Source organism: Flavobacterium sp. KMS, assembly GCF_000813005.1.
GTDB lineage: Bacteria > Bacteroidota > Bacteroidia > Flavobacteriales > Flavobacteriaceae > Flavobacterium.
The window spans coordinates 19,048-38,844 of record NZ_JSYP01000017.1; the positions used below are offsets into that span (position 1 = coordinate 19,048).

13 protein-coding genes are annotated in these 19,797 nt (G+C 32.2%); 4 read left to right on the top strand and 9 right to left on the bottom strand.

The features are described from left to right. Window position 1 precedes the first annotated feature (1 nt). The 7 genes from OA93_RS16805 to OA93_RS16835 all read right to left on the bottom strand — a co-directional run bounded on the left by OA93_RS16805 (window position 2) and on the right by OA93_RS16835 (window position 7,933). Entirely contained in the window at window positions 2-1,108 is a 1,107-nt protein-coding gene (locus OA93_RS16805; protein ID WP_052259490.1) for a glycosyltransferase family 4 protein, read from the bottom strand. Beyond that, window positions 1,105-2,298, bottom strand: a complete 1,194-nt coding sequence (locus OA93_RS16810) for an O-antigen ligase family protein (protein WP_039114663.1) — start codon at window positions 2,296-2,298, stop codon at window positions 1,105-1,107. The genes OA93_RS16805 and OA93_RS16810 overlap by 4 nt, the downstream gene beginning before the upstream one ends. Beyond that, on the bottom strand, window positions 2,295-3,770 hold the full coding sequence (locus OA93_RS16815; RefSeq protein ID WP_039114665.1) for a lipopolysaccharide biosynthesis protein: 1,476 nt from the start codon (window positions 3,768-3,770) through the stop codon (window positions 2,295-2,297). The genes OA93_RS16810 and OA93_RS16815 overlap by 4 nt, the downstream gene beginning before the upstream one ends. Before the next feature lie 6 nt (window positions 3,771-3,776). Then, entirely contained in the window at window positions 3,777-4,400 is a 624-nt protein-coding gene (locus tag OA93_RS25270) for an acyltransferase (protein WP_052259491.1), read from the bottom strand. 3 nt (window positions 4,401-4,403) lie between these two features. After that, window positions 4,404-5,618: a UDP-N-acetyl-D-mannosamine dehydrogenase gene (gene wecC / locus OA93_RS16825; RefSeq protein ID WP_039114667.1), complete on the bottom strand. Its 1,215-nt coding sequence runs from the start codon at window positions 5,616-5,618 to the stop codon at window positions 4,404-4,406. A gap of 31 nt (window positions 5,619-5,649) precedes the next feature. After that, entirely contained in the window at window positions 5,650-6,783 is a 1,134-nt protein-coding gene (gene wecB / locus OA93_RS16830) for a UDP-N-acetylglucosamine 2-epimerase (non-hydrolyzing) (RefSeq protein ID WP_039114669.1), read from the bottom strand. A gap of 73 nt (window positions 6,784-6,856) precedes the next feature. Then, a complete protein-coding gene (locus tag OA93_RS16835) occupies window positions 6,857-7,933 on the bottom strand; it encodes an MraY family glycosyltransferase (RefSeq protein WP_165572116.1) in 1,077 nt (358 codons plus the stop codon). A gap of 751 nt (window positions 7,934-8,684) precedes the next feature. Between OA93_RS16835 and OA93_RS16840 the strand changes: the two genes are divergently transcribed. Further along, on the top strand, window positions 8,685-8,993 hold the full coding sequence (locus OA93_RS16840; protein ID WP_052259493.1) for a helix-turn-helix transcriptional regulator: 309 nt from the start codon (window positions 8,685-8,687) through the stop codon (window positions 8,991-8,993). A 424-nt stretch (window positions 8,994-9,417) separates the two neighbouring features. Further along, window positions 9,418-13,275: a M43 family zinc metalloprotease gene (locus OA93_RS24820; protein WP_052259494.1), complete on the top strand. Its 3,858-nt coding sequence runs from the start codon at window positions 9,418-9,420 to the stop codon at window positions 13,273-13,275. A 171-nt stretch (window positions 13,276-13,446) separates the two neighbouring features. Here OA93_RS24820 and OA93_RS16850 read toward each other — a convergent pair whose 3' ends face one another. Together OA93_RS16850 and OA93_RS16855 are read right to left on the bottom strand one after the other, a co-directional pair. Next, entirely contained in the window at window positions 13,447-14,844 is a 1,398-nt protein-coding gene (locus OA93_RS16850) for an MATE family efflux transporter (RefSeq protein WP_240474745.1), read from the bottom strand. Window positions 14,845-15,066: 222 nt separating this feature from the next. Then, complete coding sequence (locus OA93_RS16855) at window positions 15,067-15,675, bottom strand: nitroreductase (protein ID WP_039114671.1); 609 nt, start codon at window positions 15,673-15,675, stop codon at window positions 15,067-15,069. Between the two features lie 434 nt (window positions 15,676-16,109). On the opposite strand from OA93_RS16855, the gene OA93_RS16860 reads away from it, so the two are divergent. Further along, window positions 16,110-17,951, top strand: a complete 1,842-nt coding sequence (locus OA93_RS16860) for an IucA/IucC family siderophore biosynthesis protein (protein WP_052259496.1) — start codon at window positions 16,110-16,112, stop codon at window positions 17,949-17,951. A 31-nt stretch (window positions 17,952-17,982) separates the two neighbouring features. Further along, window positions 17,983-19,791, top strand: a complete 1,809-nt coding sequence (locus OA93_RS16865; RefSeq protein WP_052259497.1) for an IucA/IucC family siderophore biosynthesis protein — start codon at window positions 17,983-17,985, stop codon at window positions 19,789-19,791. The last annotated feature ends 6 nt before the right edge of the window (window positions 19,792-19,797 follow it).

Consider the following 19,797-nt stretch of genomic DNA (forward strand, 5'->3'; position numbering starts at 1 on the left):
ATTATTGTATTAAGTAGAAAAAACTTAATTTTTCAACGGTTTTTTTTATATGGAAATTTTCATCGAAATAGTTCTTTATATATTCTTTATCAATATTTGATTTGCTCATCAAATGTTTTTTTATAACTGTATAAAAGTCTTCATGCGAAACAGATTTCGACAATAATCCGAGTTGAGAATTTACAATGACATTAGGAATTCCTCCAACAGGAGTGCAAATAGGATAACATCCTGTAGATAAGGCTTCCAAAAGTGAGATAGGTAATCCTTCCCATAACGAGCTCAAACAAAATACATCTGAATTAAGTAAATAATCTGTTACATTTTCTTTTGGCCCTAAAAAGATAATTTCAGGTCTTGCATTTTTTTTTATCTCTAGTCCAAAAGGCGTATCAAAACTAGAGCCAATAACAAGTAAAAGTACATTATGATCTTCGGATAAAAGTTGATTAAAAACTTCCACTAATAGCATGTGATTCTTTGCTTCAATACAACGCGCAATATTGATGAAAACCAAACGGTCTTTATTTTTTTTAAAATTAAAAATATACTCTTTGACCTCTTCGAACTTATTTGTGGGAACCTTAGGATAACATCCATTTTCGATTAGTATTGGAGAATCGAGTTTATAAAATTCTTCAAATGACTTTTTAGATTCCCCCGATATTGTAATTGCATTAATTAATTTTTTACTATAAAAAAAACGAATAACATTTCTAAGTGAATAACCTTTAAGGGATATGCATTCTTTGGCTGCATGGCTGTGTATCGTGTGAAAATATTTTGCTTTTTTATAAAAAATTGATGGTAAAAAAGTATATACAATATTCAAATGAGAATGAACAACATCTGGTTTGATTTCATTAATTTTCTTATAAAGAGGTAATAAAACCATTAAATCAAGAACCTTTTTATCAGTTCCTTTCAAATTAATATATTGAATGTTATTATTCAATTGATTTCTATAAAAAGTAGTATGTGATATTGAATCTGACACAATTTGAATTAGAAAAATATCATGTTTTTTTGACAGTTCATTACAAATATCAATAGTAATTCTTTGTGCACCTCCAGAACTTAATGTTGGTATGATTTGTACTATTTTCATATAAACTTATTTTGAGATTTTCTTAAGGTTAAAAGTGATATTATTCCAAAGAGATAAGCTATAGCGAAAGAGTTATATAGAAAAAGTACAAAACCACAAAAAATAATACTAAACAAAATACACATTAAAAACTTTGATTGTAAGTCTTTATTCAATCTGATTTTTGTGTATATTTTGCTAAACATTGATTTTAAAAGAAGAAAATAAAAGGTAAACCCTATTATTCCAAGTTCTGCTAAATTGATCATATACTCAACATGACATACATAAGAATTAGTTTTTCGATAATTCAATAGTCCAATTCCGAAATATGGATTGTCAAGAAAAATGCTCCATCCTTTGATGTAATAAATACCACGATCTCCGAATTTCTCAAAAATAGTTCCTTTAACAATTTTTGCTTCACTCATTCCTGAAAGGTCTTCAGTAGTATTCATTAGCCGTTCACCCAAGGTTGTGTTTTCAGCAATATATTGGAATAAACTATAACAAACAATACCAAGAACAATCATTTTGAATATAAAAGTAAAATCCATTTTTTCTTGTTTTATAGTCCAATATCCAAGTCCTAAAATTAGAAATGCGCCAAAAGCCATCCTTGATCCTGATAATACTATATAAACTGTTGGTATTATTAAAAGAGATATTACTTTAAATAAAGACATTCTATTATTTAATGCATATAATAAAATAGTTGCTACTAATGCTAAAATGATTATTACTATTTCATTCATATTCATCATATTATTATGAAATCTTCCATTTACAAAGTTGGAAGTAAACATAAAAATAGAGCTTGATGCATATAGAGTTATTATCATGACTTTCAAAAAAACATTTACTCTCCTAACTGGGATCAATGTAACTACATATATAATTACAAATGGAATAACTAACCTAGACATTATAAATATCTCAGTATCTATTTTATTAAAATTAGGATTATATAAAAAATAAGAGTTAATAATTTTATAAATGAGAGCTAAAAATGCAATTATTAGGATGGAATTTTCTTTTAATACGTTGTATGCGAACTTATCATTGAATAAATTTAATAACAAAATTGATATAGTTAAAAATACATTTACTCTCCCAGCTCCATCAAAACCACTAAAAATACTTGTTTGTGTAGCTTGCCAAATAAAAATTATAACAATAAAACCAATATTAAGTTTATAAAGCTTTATCATTTAATAATCCTTTTGAGTTTATTTATAAATAACATTTTTTTTTCAAGAAACTCGTCATGTTCAATTATAAACACATCATATTTTATTTGAAATAAAAAAACCAGAATGAGATAAATAATTCCTAGTAATGCAGTAATAATTACGGTAGTCCCAAAATAAATTTTTAATAACAGAAAAGGAACATAAACAAGTATTGATATTGAAAAAATTAAAAATATTTTTTTCCAATCAAAATGATTAAATATTGTGGTATTCAGCACTTTCATTTCGCTACGAATAATTAAAGCAATTGGAATAATTAATCCAATAACTGAACCTGTTACAGCACCTCCTATTGAAAAATTACAAACTAGAATGTAAGTAACAGGCATTGTTACTATTGAACTTATAAAGTAAATCCTAAGTGTTGATTTAGTATTGTTAGTAGCTCTAAGTATCAATCCAGCTCCTAATGCAGTAAGAACTACACAAATTAAATAAATTCTAAAATATGGAGTTGCAGGTAAATATTTTTTTGAAAAAAGCAAACTAATTATACTATCTGCATATAAACAAACAATCAAAACCAATGGAAGAGTATAGGATAATGTTTTTACAATTAAATTTCTATAATTTTCTACTATTTCTGCAATGTTGTTCTCTTTATAAAGATGAGTAATTTTTATAGTGTAAACTTGAGCAAGAGAATCAAATACTTCATTAATTCCAGGTACACCGTAATAAGCAATTATATAGATTGCATATTGTGTACTAGTTAAAACGCTAAGTGATACAATTTTATCAAACCGCAAACTAAATAATTTTAACATTACAGCTAATCCAAAAGGAAAACTATAGACAATTTGCTCTTTTATCAAACTATAGTCAAATTCTATCTGAATTCTCTTAATTTTAATTATTATATAATAGCATAAAAAAGAAAAAGTAATAAAACTAGCCAAAATTACACCTTTTAATACGGAGTCAATATTGTTGTTGTAAAGTGTGAAACTTATGATACAAATAGTCTTCAATATAACCAAAAAAAAAGGATACATTAGACTCATTTTTTTGTCATTATGAAGTATATATAAGGGCTGCATCATTTCGACAGGTATGGAGAAAAGTAAAGCTAATACCAAATAAATAAAGTATTTACTTAACCCACTTTTCTCTAGGATATTTTCATTTATAATCGGAATTTTGAGAATAAATACTATTACCACTGCCATTAATAATAAAATTATTAGTGACTGTAGAATTAGTTTTTTTTGATCTTTACCTTCTTTAATATTGAAAAAATAATACAAACTTGTATGAATCCCCATTGTACTAATACCAACTAAAAATAATAAAACGGTATAAAATTGTCCATATGTACCATAATCTTGCATATTAAGAAACCTTGTTAATATCATTGGCATCAGCATTGTAGCTATTAAGGCTAAACCTTTGCCTGTTATTAGAGAAATTATTTGACTTCTTGATTTCATATGGATTTAGATTTCTTCTTTTAGAAATTTTCTTGGTAATTTATCAATATCAATTTTTACGATTTTCGCAGGATTTCCAGCAACTATTGCATTTTCAGGAACATCTTTTGTTACAACAGAGGACGCTGCTACAATAGAATTGTTACCAATTGTTACACCTTTGCATATACGAGCAAACTCTCCTATCCAACAATTATCTCCAATCATGATAGGAGCCGAATCAGAATGTTTTATTGATCTATATGATGAATCTTCAGATTGTTGACGCATAAATAATCTATCTTCTGGATTTATAGGGTGATTATTATTATCAATTATTCTAACATTATTTGCTATTGCCGTATAACTGCCAATTTCAACGTGATTAGCTGACATTATTATAGAGTTTGTACCGATTTTGCTAAAGCCTCCAAATTTAATTTTACCACCATTGCATGATGTTAGTGAGCCCAAAATCCAAACATTATCATCTAAAACGATATCTGACTTTAAAGAACCTTCTTGTAAATTTATTATGGTTGATCTTCTAAAAATATAATTTTTACCTAGTAATGTCACCTTACTTTTTACTTCATTAGAAGAACGTTTATCAAAAAAAACACTGATTAAATTATTTATATATCTTAACATGACTTAATTTTTTATTACACCACAAAAATCTAAAACCTCTTTGTCCTCAACAATCTCAATTTCTTTAAATTCCTTATGATTAACTAGAAATACAATTATATCTGCTGAACGAGCCGCTTCTTCGTAATTGGTTAATTTAAAAACTTTGTGTTCTGTGATGTTAGGTTCTACTATAAAATATTCTCCATTGTTATCATCTTGCAAAACTTTTTGAACTATATATTTAGCTGGAGATTCTCTTAAATCATCAATATTTGGTTTAAATGCTAATCCCATAAGAGCGATACTAGCTTTTCTTCCGTGTTTTAATTCAAATTTTAGTTTGGTAGATTGAATTTTTTCAGCACACCAAAATGACTTAAAATTGTTAATTTCTCTGGCTGTGTTTATTATTTTAGATTCCAGCGGATATGTTGAAACCAAAAAGTATGGGTCAACAGCGATACAATGTCCTCCAACACCAGACCCAGGTTGTAGAATGTTTACTCTCGGGTGTTTATTAGCAAGAGCAATTAATTCCCAAACATTTATGTTTGCTTTATCGCAAATCAATGACAATTCATTAGCGAATGCAATTTGTACATCTCTTGACGAGTTTTCGACTAATTTGCACATTTCTGCAGTTCGTGCATTTGTAGCGTGTAATTTAGATTGTACAAATCTTGAATAAAAGGCAATTGCTTTTTCTGTTGATTTATCATCTATTCCGCCGATTACTCTATCGTTATATACCAATTCATACATAACATTTCCGGGTAATACACGCTCAGGGCAATAAGCAATATCTAAAAAACCCTCTAATTCAGGTCGTTCACTAAAGATAAAATCTCTCATTTTTTCAGTAGTTCCGATTGGAGAAGTAGATTCTATAATATACAAATCTCCTTTTTTTAAAATCGGAATAATACTTTTTGTAGCTGCTTGAACAAATGAAATATCTGGCTCGTTCCTTCCTTTAAAAGGTGTAGGAACAACTATTAAATAGGTTGAAGCCTCTACTGGTGCTGTTGCAGCCTTTAGGAAACCTGCTTTAACAGCATTTTCAACAGCAATATCTAATTGTGGTTCAACAATGTGAATTTTACCCCTATTTATTGTATCTACTACTATTGGGTTAATATCTACACCTAATACACGGATATTTTTAGACGCTATTAATGCTGCTGTTGGTAGACCTATATAGCCTAAACCAATCATTACAACTTCTGGTTGATTCATTGTTATTATTTTTTATTCGTGAGTTCCCTCATTATTTTATTTCTGTGCCTTCTAATTCTGCAATAAAATTTACTATTCTATTACTTGCATTCCCATCTCCATAAGGGTTATGTAAAGAACTCATGCTTTCAAAACGATCTTTATTATTTAAAAGATCTAAGGTTTCTTTTATAATCAATTCTTTATCAGTTCCAACTAGTATTACAGTTCCTGCTTCTACCGCTTCAGGACGTTCAGTAATATCACGCATAACTAGGACTGGTTTCCCTAGACTAGGTGCTTCTTCTTGTACACCACCACTATCTGTAATAATTAGTTTAGATCGATTCATCATCCAAATAAAATCCTCATAAGCCAAAGGATTAATAAGTAATACATTAGGAATATCAGATAAAATTCGATTTACAGGTTCTTGTACCTTAGGATTTAAGTGAACTGGATAAACAATTATTCGGTCCAGATTATCCATTGCTATAGCTTTTAAAGCCTCACATATGCGGATAAATCCATCTCCATGATTTTCTCTTCGATGTCCTGTTACAAGAATCATCTCTTTTTCGCCAAGCTTTGTTGATAGTTCCTGAATTAAGCTACTCGGTGCTTGATTTACTTTGTCTATACTTTGCAACAACGCATCAATGACAGTATTTCCAGAAATTATGATTGAATCTTCGGCTATATTTTCGTTTAATAAATTTTGCTTAGACAATTTGGTAGGTGCAAAATGATAATCTGATAAACGTCCTGTTATCTGTCTATTTATTTCTTCTGGAAACGGTGCCCATTTATTATGGGTTCTTAAACCAGCTTCAACATGACATATTTTAGCACCGCTATAAAATGAGGCGATACTTCCTGCCATAGTTGTTGTGGTATCTCCATGTACAAACACATAATCTGGTTGAAAATCTTCTAACACAGATTTCATGTTAATAATTATATCCGATGTTAAGCTATATAAGTCTTGATTTGGTTTCATTAAATCAAGGTCGTAATCTGGAGTAATGTCAAAAAAGTTTAATACTTGATCTAACATTTCTCTATGTTGAGCTGTTACACATACTTTCGTAGTAAATGTTTTTGGATACTTCTTAAATTCTTTAACCAATGGGGCCATTTTAATTGCTTCAGGACGAGTTCCGAATACAATAAGTACTTTTGCCATTTTAATTATTTTAATTATTATGTTATAATTTGAATTTTAGATATTCTCTAAAGAATACTTTTTATCATACTAATTATCTAGACTTCCTCAATGTTAAAGGCAGATAGACAATAGAAGAAATGATAATAATTAAGAATAAAGCAAGATTGATATTTACGTTCTGTAGTAAAAATGCGCTTAGAATTACAATTAAGGATAATGATGTAATAATAATTGTTGCTTTTATATGTGTCAGTCCTGAATCTAAAAAGTAATGGTGAATGTGATTACGGTCAGCTTTAAAAGGGCTTTGGCCATTTTTAATTCTAATAATAAAAACTCTTAAAGTATCTGTTAAGGGTAAAGAAAGAAATGCTAAAATGAAAATAGGTCCATTATCTAGTGAAAACGGAATTGCCAAAGTCTCATTTATTGTTAGGAAATTGATAGATTGATACATTATAATAAAACCAATTACCATACTTCCCGTATCACCCATAAAAATTTTTTGAGTTTTGGAAACATTAAATTTAAGAAAGGCAATTAGTGGACCTATCAAAGAAAACGAAATCAGCATTTGCGTGAATTGTCTATTTGCTAAAAAATAGAATCCAAAAAACAAACTAATTATTAAGGCAATTGCGCCAGCCAAACCATCAATACCGTCTATTAGATTGTAAGCGTTTATGACAACTACAAAAGCAAAAAAGGTAAAAATGATTGAGATAATATATGGAAGTTCATGAATACCAAAAATTCCATAAAAATTGGTTATATATATATCTGAAAACAGAATTAAAATTCCAGCTGCAAAGAATTGCGCTATTAATTTTTTTAAAGGAGAAATGACTAATAAATCGTCCTTGATACCAATAAAGAATAAAATTAAAAGGGAGGCTGTTAAATCTAATAAGGTATCTATTTGTAAATATTTATTTAAAATTGATCCTAGAAATGCAAACGTCAATGTAAAACCAAAGAAAATCCCTACTCCGCCCATAGTTGGTGTATTATATAGGTGAGAACTTCTTTCTTCTGGTATTTTAGATAATTTTTTTACAGAACTTAAATGAATCAATATAGGAAATAGTTTATAAGACGCTAAAAAAGAAAAAAGTACTATTATAAAAGCTCCTAAAAAGTAGTAATTCAGAATATATGTCATTAACATTTGCATAAAACTTATAATAAAATCGTGTTTTTAATTTATTTAGATTTGATGTTTATCAGATATAGATAAACGCAATTTCGATAACAACTAAAAAGACAAAATGGATAGAATATTTAAAATATAGAAAAGGGTCCCCCGTAGCCAGTCACATTTTGGCTATTATTTGGATATATTATTAAGAAAATCAAGCAGATCAAATCACAGGTAAATACTTTAAAATACAGTACTTAAAAAGGAGTCTTTCATGCTGTTTTTAGCACCAATAGATAGTAGCTAATTTTTTACAAAAGTACTTGTAAGCTTAAAAAAAAGACTGAATTAAAAGTGGCATAATGTCCTAAATAAGGACATCTTATTCGGAAAAAGAGTTGATTAATTGAAAAATTAGATATATACACTAAATCTTATTTAGCATATATTATTTTGAATAAATTTTGCGGCACAAAATCAACTAATTTATTCTTTTTTTTGATTTAGAAGTTATCAAAAAAACGTTCATATAAACAATTAAAGAACTTACAAACAGCAACATAGATACTGTTCAAAATATTGATATGGTTCATTTTTTTACTAAAATTAAGTCTTCAAACAACTATTTTGAAAAAACTTATTATAATATTTTAATGATTTATTGTGGCTTTTTAATTTTCATTTCCTAATTAATTTTGCGTATAATTTATTAACAATTAAACAGATACATTTTTTTGAATGATTTATTGCTTTAAAATGTATTTACAAAAATTAGTTTCTCATGAATAAAAATATATCAGAAAATATCAGAACTATACGCGAAATGAAAAATCTTACAAGAAAATTTGTAGCTTCTGAGATGGATATGAGTATTAGTGGATATGGTAAAATTGAACGTGGTGAAATTGATTTAACAATTTCTAAATTATCAAAAATAGCTTCCGTTTTTGGAGTTTCATTAAATGATTTATTATTCCTTGATATATCTTATTTTTTTAATAAGAGTTATAACAAATCTTCTAATCATGATTATGTAGATAATAATATAAAAAAGCATGATTTTATATTTGGACAATTACAAACATCGTAATTTAAATAGTCCTTTGATACTACCTACCTATATATACTATAGGTAGAAAAACTTCCTGAGTTTAGATTCTTATAATATTCCTCTACCCTACATTAGAAATTCAGTACTTATTGAGTTTCGTAACTATCACTTATCTCTCCATTAATACTATCCAAATTGCTTAGAATTTAGTATTCCAAAAATGCTCCTTTGTAAGCCCAAAGCTATAACTGGAATACATCAATGGATATAACATTTTAGAACAAGACACTTTTTTATTAATTACATTAAACCTATTAAATTAAGAGTAAAAAAACACTTAACATAATTTTAAAGTTAATTTATTTGGATTATTTCATATTAAAACAGAATAATATAGTATAATCATATTTTAAACTATTCAGATATCTTTGGTCTCATTATTAACAAACCCCAAAAAAAAATTATGAAACCAAAATTATTATTATTTGTGGCGTTTATTTTTGTTCTTAAAATTAGTGCTCAAGGGCTACCCTGTAGAACAAAAGAAGAAAATGACAAAATTTACAAACAGAACCCCAATGCATTAAAAGAACGGCAAAACTTTGATGCATTTACCAAAAAATTTAGTGCAGAACGGAAATCCAAGACTTCCAAACTACTACAAACATCCTACGTAATTCCCGTTGTTTTTCATATATACGGAGATGTTCAAAGTGGAAAAACCATTACCTACGAAAAAATAGTAAATCATCTTGCTCAACTTAATGATGATTTTAATGGTCGAAATGCTGATTATGCTACAGTTGATCCATTTTTTCAACCCAGAAGAGGCTCATTAAACATTGAGTTTAAACTTGCCAAAATTGATCCGAATGGAGGCTGTACCTCGGGAGTCGTCTTTCATTCTGCCAAAAACGGGTATGGCAACGGTAGCGGATATGATGATCAAATTGCAGCCGATGCATGGGATAATACAAAATACATGAATGTATATATCCAAAATGATCTTTACCAAGATGGAGCTCTAAATAACTCAGGAGTAGCTTGGTACCCTGACTCTGGTATGACTGCTGACAATACAGCCCGTGTAGTCTTTAATGGAGCTTATTTATATGATAACTCCTATAGTAAAGAATTTTCGGCTACACTAACACATGAATTTGGGCATTTCCTCAATCTAATACACACATTTGAGGGTGGTTGCACAGGCACAGATCAAGTAGCCGACACTCCTCTTGAAGACGGATTACATACCTTAGCCTGCACTCAAGGAACAAATTGTAACGGCGACAGAGTGAATAATGAAAATTACATGGGTTACAATGGTGCACAAGGATGTTATAAAATGTACACTCAAGGGCAAATAGATCGGATGCTCGCTGCCTTAGAACATCCCGCAAGAAAAACCCTTTGGCAAGAAAGTAATCTCATTGCAACGGGAGTTAATTATACAGGAAGCTTATTAACTGTGAATAAAAGTTCTTTTAAAGAAGCTGTAGTAAATGATGGATCTTTTGACACATCATCGATAATAACACTATCAGGAACAAAAACACTTGCAATTAGTTCTGGAACTATGCTAGCGGGAACACATTTTACTCACACATTCCCAGCAGGAATTACACCAGTACTTACTGTTAACTCCAATTCTCAAATAACAGTTACCTTAACAGGAAAAGCAACAAATCATTTATTAACTAATAATACTAAAGGAGCAATTTCATTTTTGCCAGCAGCATTTACCGGTGGCACAACAGGTTTATCTTGTACAAGTATATATTTCAATTTCAATTTTGTAAATCCCTATGGGATTTTTTTTGTTGATATGCCTGACGTAACTGTTTCATCAGCGCTAACCTGGAAATATTTTGAAATAGAAAAAGGAGATGATCCAGCTTTTGGAGGTTGGAGATTTGCTGCCAATGCGCTAAAAATTGAAACTTATGCTAAAAAATTAGTATGTCAAACCGGAACTAAAAATATTTCACTATTAGCTCCAAATACTCAAGTAGGTCCTGCAAGCAATTTTACAGCACCGGGAGCTTATCCCAACCAATTAGATTTACGTACTGCAGCATATACAAACTGGGATGGTAAATCTGGATATGTTGGTTTTGATTATCTTATTGATGGTTTAACTTGCTATGGATGGTTCAAAGTTACCGTTGCAGCAAATGGAGACGGTTATACAATCTCTGAATATGCTTATAATACTCAACCAGGTGCGACAATTAACACAGGAATGACGGCTAAAACTGCTGTTGTGTTATCTGCAAATACACTATATGAGGCTGATGCTAATGATGGTGGCATAACATCAAGCACTGAGATTTCACTGTCGACCAATAATGGAACTTTTACCAAAAGTACGGGAACATTTACCGCTGGAACTGATTACACTATTTCGGGAGTACCAACTGGTTTAACAGCTGTTTTAACATTACAAAGTAACTCTAAAGTAGCGCTTACTTTTACAGGGAAAGCAAATCCACATTTACCTGCCAATGATGCTGCTGTTATAGTTACATTTAAAGACGCTGCAATAACTGGCGGAATTATAACTGTGGATAATCCTGCAAAAACAATAAATATAAAATTCGATGCTCCTTATGGAATTGTTTATGTAGATAATCCTGATTTTATAGTTTCTCCTGCAATCACTTGGAAATATATAGATTTGGGTATTGGTGACAATACCGAATATGGCGCATGGCAATTTGCTGCCAATGCATTAAAAATTGAAACTTACGGCAAGAGATTAGTCGGAATAACCGGAACAAGAAATATTGCTAAAATTGCTGCTGGTACATCTATAGGTGCTTCAAGTACTTTTGTTACACCTGGCGCAGCATACCCTGATCAATTAGATTTACGTACAGCAACTTATACAGCTTGGGACAATCAAACTGGTTATGTAGGTTTTGAATACACTAGCAGAGGAAGAACTTGCTACGGTTGGTTCAAAGTAAAAGTTACAGCTAGCGGAGATGGATATACTATTACCGATTATGCTTATAACACTAAACCTTTTGAAGCTATAATAGCTGGAGTTACAAGCGGAACAACAGTTGCAGCGCCAACAAATTTAGTAGCAACTCCAAACTCTACAACACTTCAGGCTGTATTAACATGGACTGATAATGCTACTAACGAAACTGCTTATACTGTAGAAAGAGCTTCGGCAGACGGTATTTATAGTGTTATTGCAACACTTGGAGCAAATGTTGCTACCTATACAAATACAGGTTTAACTGCTGGAAATACGTATACTTATAAGGTAAGAGCAAATGCTAATACTACATTTTCTGATTATTCTAATGTTGCAACGGCAGTATTAACAGCTACTTCACCCTATTGTAGTGCGCAAGGAGCAAATCAATATGAGTATATTAAAGATGTTGTAATAGGAAGTTTTACAAATTCATCTGGTGCGAATGCTTCCGGATATGGAAACTACACTTCTCAGAATATTACATTAACTCCAAACGCAAGTACACCAGTTAGTTTAACTCCAGGTTTTTCTAGTTCTAATTATACTGAATCTTGGGGAATTTGGATAGATTACAATAAAAATAACACATTCGAAGCTTCAGAGAAAGTAATTACTGGACTTTCGTCGAATGGTACAGTTACTGGTAATTTTACGGTGCCAAATGATGCTACTGGAACAACCAGAATGCGTATTGTAATGAAATATAATTCGAACCCAACTGCTGTATGCGGAAGTATTGGCGATGGAGAAGTTGAAGATTATACGGTAACTTTTGGACCATCAAATCCAAATCCTGTAACTCTGGCAACTCCTACAAACATTACTAATTCTGGAATTTACGCTCAAGGTTTTTATGCTTCATGGACACAAGTCGCAAATGCAACAAGCTATGAAGTACAATTATACAAAGCTGCAACTGGATGGGCAACCCAAGGAACATCGACTACGTATTATTTGTGGGTTCCAAAACAAGGAACTGAAACAGCTTATAGATTTAGAGTAAGAGCAGTTAATGCGGCCGGAACAAGCGATTGGAGTAGTTATCTTGACATAACTCTTCCTCTTGCCGGAGCTGAAGCTAATGATTCACTAGCAGGAAATAAATCCTTTTCGATGTATCCAAATCCTGCTTCAGATGTAGTTAATTTTTCTTTTGAAAATGTAAATAGTGCTACTGCAATAATTACCATTTACAACAATAACGGCGTTGTAATAGATACTGTACGCAATGCATCTAGTTATACTATCAAGAATTTGCCAACAGGTATTTATCATGTTATACTTACTGACGGGGCTTATAAACAAAGTAAAAAATTATTAGTGAAATAAAATTTGCTAATACTTTATAAGGAATCATAAAACTGAAACCGCTGAAAATTATTTCTCAGCGGTTTTTTTATATGTTGTAAATATCTACAAGAAAATGAATCGTAAATAATAGCAAGCCTTCCTTTTTATAGTTCCCATCAAATTGATTGGTTTAATGATAATTCAAATCTTTTACAACTTCACCGTTTTCCATTTGCCGGTTCTAAAAACTAAAACACTGCTAGTTGCCAATACAATTTCCGAAATTAGGATTGCAATAAATATTCCTTTTGGTCCCCATTCGTAATAAGTACCCAGTAAATATGATAACGGAAGCTGAATCATGTAAAACATTAGGATATAAAGTACGGTCACCGTGTTTACACTTCCGGCTGCATTTAACGCACGGGAGATTACCATGGTATAACCAAAGAAAAAGTAAGCAATAGCCATATACTGCAAATAAGTACTTGCATAAGAAAGGATTTGCTCATCATGGGTAAAAAATCCTGCCAGAGTTTTAGCATAGATCAATAAAAAAATGGCAATTAGCCCCAGAAAACACATATTAAACGCTCCTGTTTTCCATACCGAAGCTTCTGCCCTTTCCGGCTGTCTTGCACCAAGGTTCTGTCCGGTTAATACACCAGCCGCATTAGCAATTCCATAGGCAGGTAAAACACTAAACATAATAATCCGATTGGCAATTATATAGCCAGCCAGTACATTTTCACCAAGTTTGGCAACAATCACAATCATTAAAAATCTACTTGAAGAAGGTACCAGGTTCTGAATCATTCCGGCAGTTGCAAGTTTTAGGATTCGTTTCATCAGGGCAGGAACCATCAACATCTGTCGTTTTCCTATAATAATTGTGCTATTATTTTTAAACAGATACCATAACTGATAGCCAACACTAAAGACATTTGCAATTACCATAGCTACTGCAGCTCCCAATAACCCCAGCTTCGGAAATGGACCCAATCCGAAGATTAGTACCGCACACAGCAAACCATTTAAAACATTCGAAAATGCGAGGGTTCGCATAGCCATCGAGGCATCTCCGGAACCTCTAAACACTCCGTTAATCAAAATACGCATGATCATAAAAATGAGTCCTGCAAACATAGTTTTAGAAAAAGTGTTGCCGTAGCTCACCAAATGATCTGATCCACCTGCAAAACGCATAATCTCTTGGTTAAAAATTACGGCTAAAACGCTGCATATCACAGAAAGGAAAATCCCCAAATAAATGACCTGCATTGCGGTCTGTCCTGCTCTACGAGGTTTTTGTTCTCCTACCCTTCTTGAAATCATTGCTGTTGCCGCAATACTCAAACCCATCGCTACCGACTGAATAAGAATCACTACAGAGTTAGTAATCCCTACGACTGTAATGGCATTTTCACCCAGACTGCTTACAAAAAGAAGATCGACTAAAACAAAAAGAGACTCCATACTGAGCTCTAACATGGTAGGTACAGATAATAAAAAGGTCGCCCTGTTTACATTTCCTGTGGTAAAATTCTTTTCAGTTCCTTGCAATGCAATCCTGAATAAAGTAAATATTGAACGTATTTTTACTAGCACAATTATTTGGTTTAAAAGAGAAATATTAAGATTTTTTTGGAGAATGGCAGCGGTACTAAAATACCCGGATCAATCCTCTCTGGTGGGGTGATTATCTGCCTTTATTTTTTCGTAAGTGAAGAGCTAAACAGCATCTTTATTATCACAGCTGCAGATTCTTCTTTTAAAATTTAGCTTAACTTTTGTTTCGCATGGTTTTCAGGATAATTTCAAACCTCTTTATTAAATATGCCAGGAAACTTTTTTATCTATAGCGGTTCTCCTTTTGGTTACAGAAAGTGCCGACTCCTCAGGGAAACCTATAAAAAATAGTCCTAAAGATTGCTCATTGGCCTCGAGACCAAAGGTTTTTACATACTCTATTGCAGCACCACTTGAATCCCAATAGGAACCCAACTGATAAGAAGTTGCACTAATAGCCATATTTTGCACTGCGCAGGAAACGGCAGCCAGTTCTTCCCACTCAGGAATGTTCACTTTGGTGCTTTTAGAAAGAATCACTCCGATCAGACACGCCGCTTTAAGTGGATATTTTTTAAGATAATTATACTTTGCCGCTTTTTTTTCGACATCAGTAATATCCTCATACAGATACTTGTAATAGCCTGCCATATAATTTCCATATTTTTCAAGTTGACTTCCTTCAAGCACTATAAATCTCCAGGGTTCTGTCATTTTATGAGTAGGCGCCCATGTTGCATTGATTAGAATTTCCTGCAATACTGTATCTGAAAGACTTCCTCCTACATAAGAATCAGCATAAATACTTTTTCTAAATCTAATTAGCTGAGTTGCAACTTCAGATGAAGAACTTATGATACTTGTTTCCATAAACTTTAATAAAGATTTAGTGATAATTTAGATAAAATTAAGTACGAAAAATATGCAAAATAAATTTTGTTATTTAAAATTATTATAAATAGCTTTGCTGAACTAAATTATTATTTATAATTAGAATAAATAAAAACAAAGCAAATATATATAGTAATTCTCATAAAAACAACATAAATCTTGTTATCACATCAAAAAAAACCTATGTAATCTACTATAGAACCAGGCAGGCTAACAAAAACAAAATTTTACAATACTAAATAATTGTCCCATAATTATGAAAAATACAACCACTTACTTCCTACTCTTAACGGAAAAGATCATTATCAAAATTTTAACAGATTAAAGCAATTAAGTATACCCCTTAAAAACGCTTATCTGATAAAAGAAAACACTTTGAAAAAGTAATCATATCCATTAAACCAAAAAACCCAATGAAAGAAAAATCCCGAATCGTAAGACATGAGAATGGTCAATTAAATCCTCAACTAGTCACATCACATCTTCAACCTGAAATATGGGAAAAAGTAAACAGAATACAGCTAAGAAAAATGCTATGTGAATATTCACATGAATTATTACTTAGTCCTCAACTGCAGGGCACTAACGGAATCTGGGGGCTTTACAGCCTTAGTGCACAAGATGGAATAACAGAATATCAATTTCATGCACAAATACTTGCATTAGACCATTGGCATATTGACACAGACTCTATTACTAAAACAGTAAACGGAAATCCTGAACCTCTAGATGCTATCGCTTTTCTTCTTGAATTTACAGAGGAATTAGGTTTTACTGATCTAAATCTGCCTACTTACCTTGAAGAAGTAATCAGCTGTCTTTATGGTAGTGCTTATATGCATACTAATAGCGAGCTTTCGGCTAAAGATCTAACTGAAGCAAGTTACGCTGATGTAGAACATGCCATGACTGCAGGGCATCCTTGTTTTGTAGCCAACAGTGCCAGAATAGGCTTTGATGCAGTAGATTATCAGAATTACAGCCCTGAAGCAGCAACACCGCTTTCGCTGGTTTGGGTAGCAGGCCATAAAAAATACACCGAATTTACGAGTATTCCTCCTCTTAGTTACCAACAAGTAATGGAGCAGGAATTAGATGCAGACTTAAAAGCATCATTTGATTCGATTCTTACAGAAAAAGAACTTCAGCCAGAAGATTATATTTATTTCCCTATTCATCCATGGCAATGGCACAATAAGCTGATTTATTTATTTGCTCCGGATATTGCTGCATCAAAATTGGTTTGTTTAGGTGATAGTAAAGATTTATATATGCCCCAACAATCGGTACGCACATTTTTCAATGTAAGTGATGTTAAAAGATTTTATGTTAAATCAGCTCTTTCTATTCTTAATATGGGCTTTATGAGAGGGCTTTCGCCTTATTATATGCGAACAAACCCACCGATTAGCGAATGGGTTGCGAACCTTGTAGAAAATGATCCCTATCTTCAGAAAAAGGGTTTTACCACCTTAAAAGAAATCGCTACAGTTGGTTACACCAATGCGTACATAGAAGAAGCTATAAAAGTAGATTCTCCTTATAAAAAAATGTTGTCTACATTATGGAGAGAAAGTCCGATGGACAAAATAGCAAATGGTGAACGTCTTATGACTATGGCGGCACTGCTTCACATAGATACAGATGGAAACTCATTGCTAGCGGAATTAATTAAATCTTCCCCTTTGGATGCAAAAGGATGGCTTCAAAGCTATTTGCAATCTTACCTTAGCCCGCTTTTACATTGCTTTTATTACCATGATATGCGTTTTATGCCACACGGCGAAAATCTAATTCTGGTATTCCGTGACAATGTTCCGGTTAGGGCAATTATGAAAGACATTGGTGAAGAAGTAGCTATTGTAAATCAGGAAAAAGAATTACCAGAAACAATCAAACGAATCATTATCAATGTCCCTGAAGATCTAAAAATCCTATCTATTTTTACTCAGATATTTGATTCTTTCTTCCGATATCTAAATCATGTACTGGTAGAACATGTAAATCTGCCAGAAGAAGATTTTTGGAGTCTTGTAGCGGAATGCGTAACAGAATATCAATCAGAATATCCTGAACTGGAGGATAAATTCAGAAAGTATGATTTATTTGATTCAGAAATCATTAAAACGTGTTCAAATAGATTGCAAATGCAAAACAGCACAAAAATGCTTGACGCTACCAATCCATTCAAGAATCAACAATTTGCCGGTACTCTGAAAAATCCACTTTCCATTTATCAGACAAAATTAATCTAGCCCTTCTTTAAAACTATAATACGCTAAAACCATGAATATAGATACTCAAATCTCACCAATACAAGCATCCAGCCATTTAGAAAAAACAGTTTGGGACAAAGTAACTCGTTTGCACCTTAGAAAAATACTTGCCGAATTTTCTCATGAGCGACTTGTTATTCCAAAGCTAATCGGAAATAAAGACGACTGGGAAATCTATCAGTTGACGAGTGCAGACGAAAAAAACGTCTATCAGTTTAATGCCAAAATTCTAGCTTTAAACCATTGGTATATTGATACTCCATCCATTGAAAAATTTACTGAAGGCGAAACTGCTACATTAGACGCACTAAGTTTTATCATTGAATTTAAGGCAGAACTTGGAATTCCTGAAGAGTCGTTACCTGTTTACCTGGAAGAGGTATGCAGCACATTGGCTGGAAGTGCTTACCTTAATTATTATGGCAAACCCAATTCAAAAGAACTATTGGAGGCTGGTTATCAGCAAACTGAATCTACCATGACAGGTCACCCTCGATTCATTGCAAATAATGGAAGAATCGGTTTTACTTCTAGCGATCACAGGGAATATGCTCCGGAAGCTGCCGCACCGTTTTCTTTGGTATGGCTTGCCGGTCATCGCTCGACTGCTGTGTTTACTGCCGTCCTACCTTTAGATTATGAAAAAGTAATGCTACAGGAACTTGGTGAAGAAACGTTAAAAAACTTTAACGATCAGCTTCTGGAAAAAGGGTTAAATCCTAATGATTATTTTTATATGCCGGTGCATCCATGGCAATGGTTTAATAAATTATCCAATATATTTTCAGCCGATATCGCAACTAATAGACTGGTTTGTATGGGGTACAATGCCGATAAATACCAGCCGCAACAATCAATCCGAACATTCTATAATATTACCCATCCTGAAAAATTCTATGTTAAAACGGCTTTATCTGTACTCAACATGGGTTATGTACGTGGGCTATCTCCTAAATTTATGGTGTCTAACCCACCAATCAATGAGTGGATTTACAACCTGGTAAAGGATGATAATTACTTACAATCGAAGGGATTTATCATTCTGAGAGAAATCGCCAGTTTGAGTTTTGCTCATCAATATTATGAAACAGCAGTTCCGGGTGATACTCCTTACAAGAAAATGTTTGCCTGTTTATGGAGAGAAAGTCCAGCCGATAAAGTTTCTGAAAATCAGCGTTTAATTACAATGGCAGCATTACTTCATATTGATAATGAAGGCAAAGCTTACCTTCCTGAATTAATACAGGCATCTGGTTTAACAACTTCAAATTGGTTAAGACAGTACTTTAGCTGTTATTTGAGTCCTTTACTTCATTGCTTTTACAAATGGGACATGGTTTTTATGCCTCATGGCGAAAACTTAATCCTGATTCTGGAAGATCATAAGGTTGTTAATGCTATTATGAAAGATATTGGTGAAGAGGTTTCACTACTTAACTGTAGTTTAGAGATTCCTGAAGAAGCTTTGAGGCTTGCTGTTGACGTTCCTGACGATCGCAAAACGTTGCCTTTATTTACACAGGTATTCGATTCTATATTCCGATTTATAGCTGCAATACTTGTAGAACATGCTGATTTTCCAGAAGACGAGTTTTGGAAGCTTGTAGCAGAGTGCATCTTAGATTACCAATCTGCACATCCAGAATTCAGTGAATCTTTCCAAAAATTTGACCTGTTTGTTAATGAGTTCAGCCCTGATGCTCTAAACAAATTACAACTGAATAATAACAGACAGTTGAGAAATCGTGCCAATCCATTTCAAAACCTTCCTTATATCGGTATTGTAAAAAATCCGGTAACACCATTTTACATTAATTAATAAATA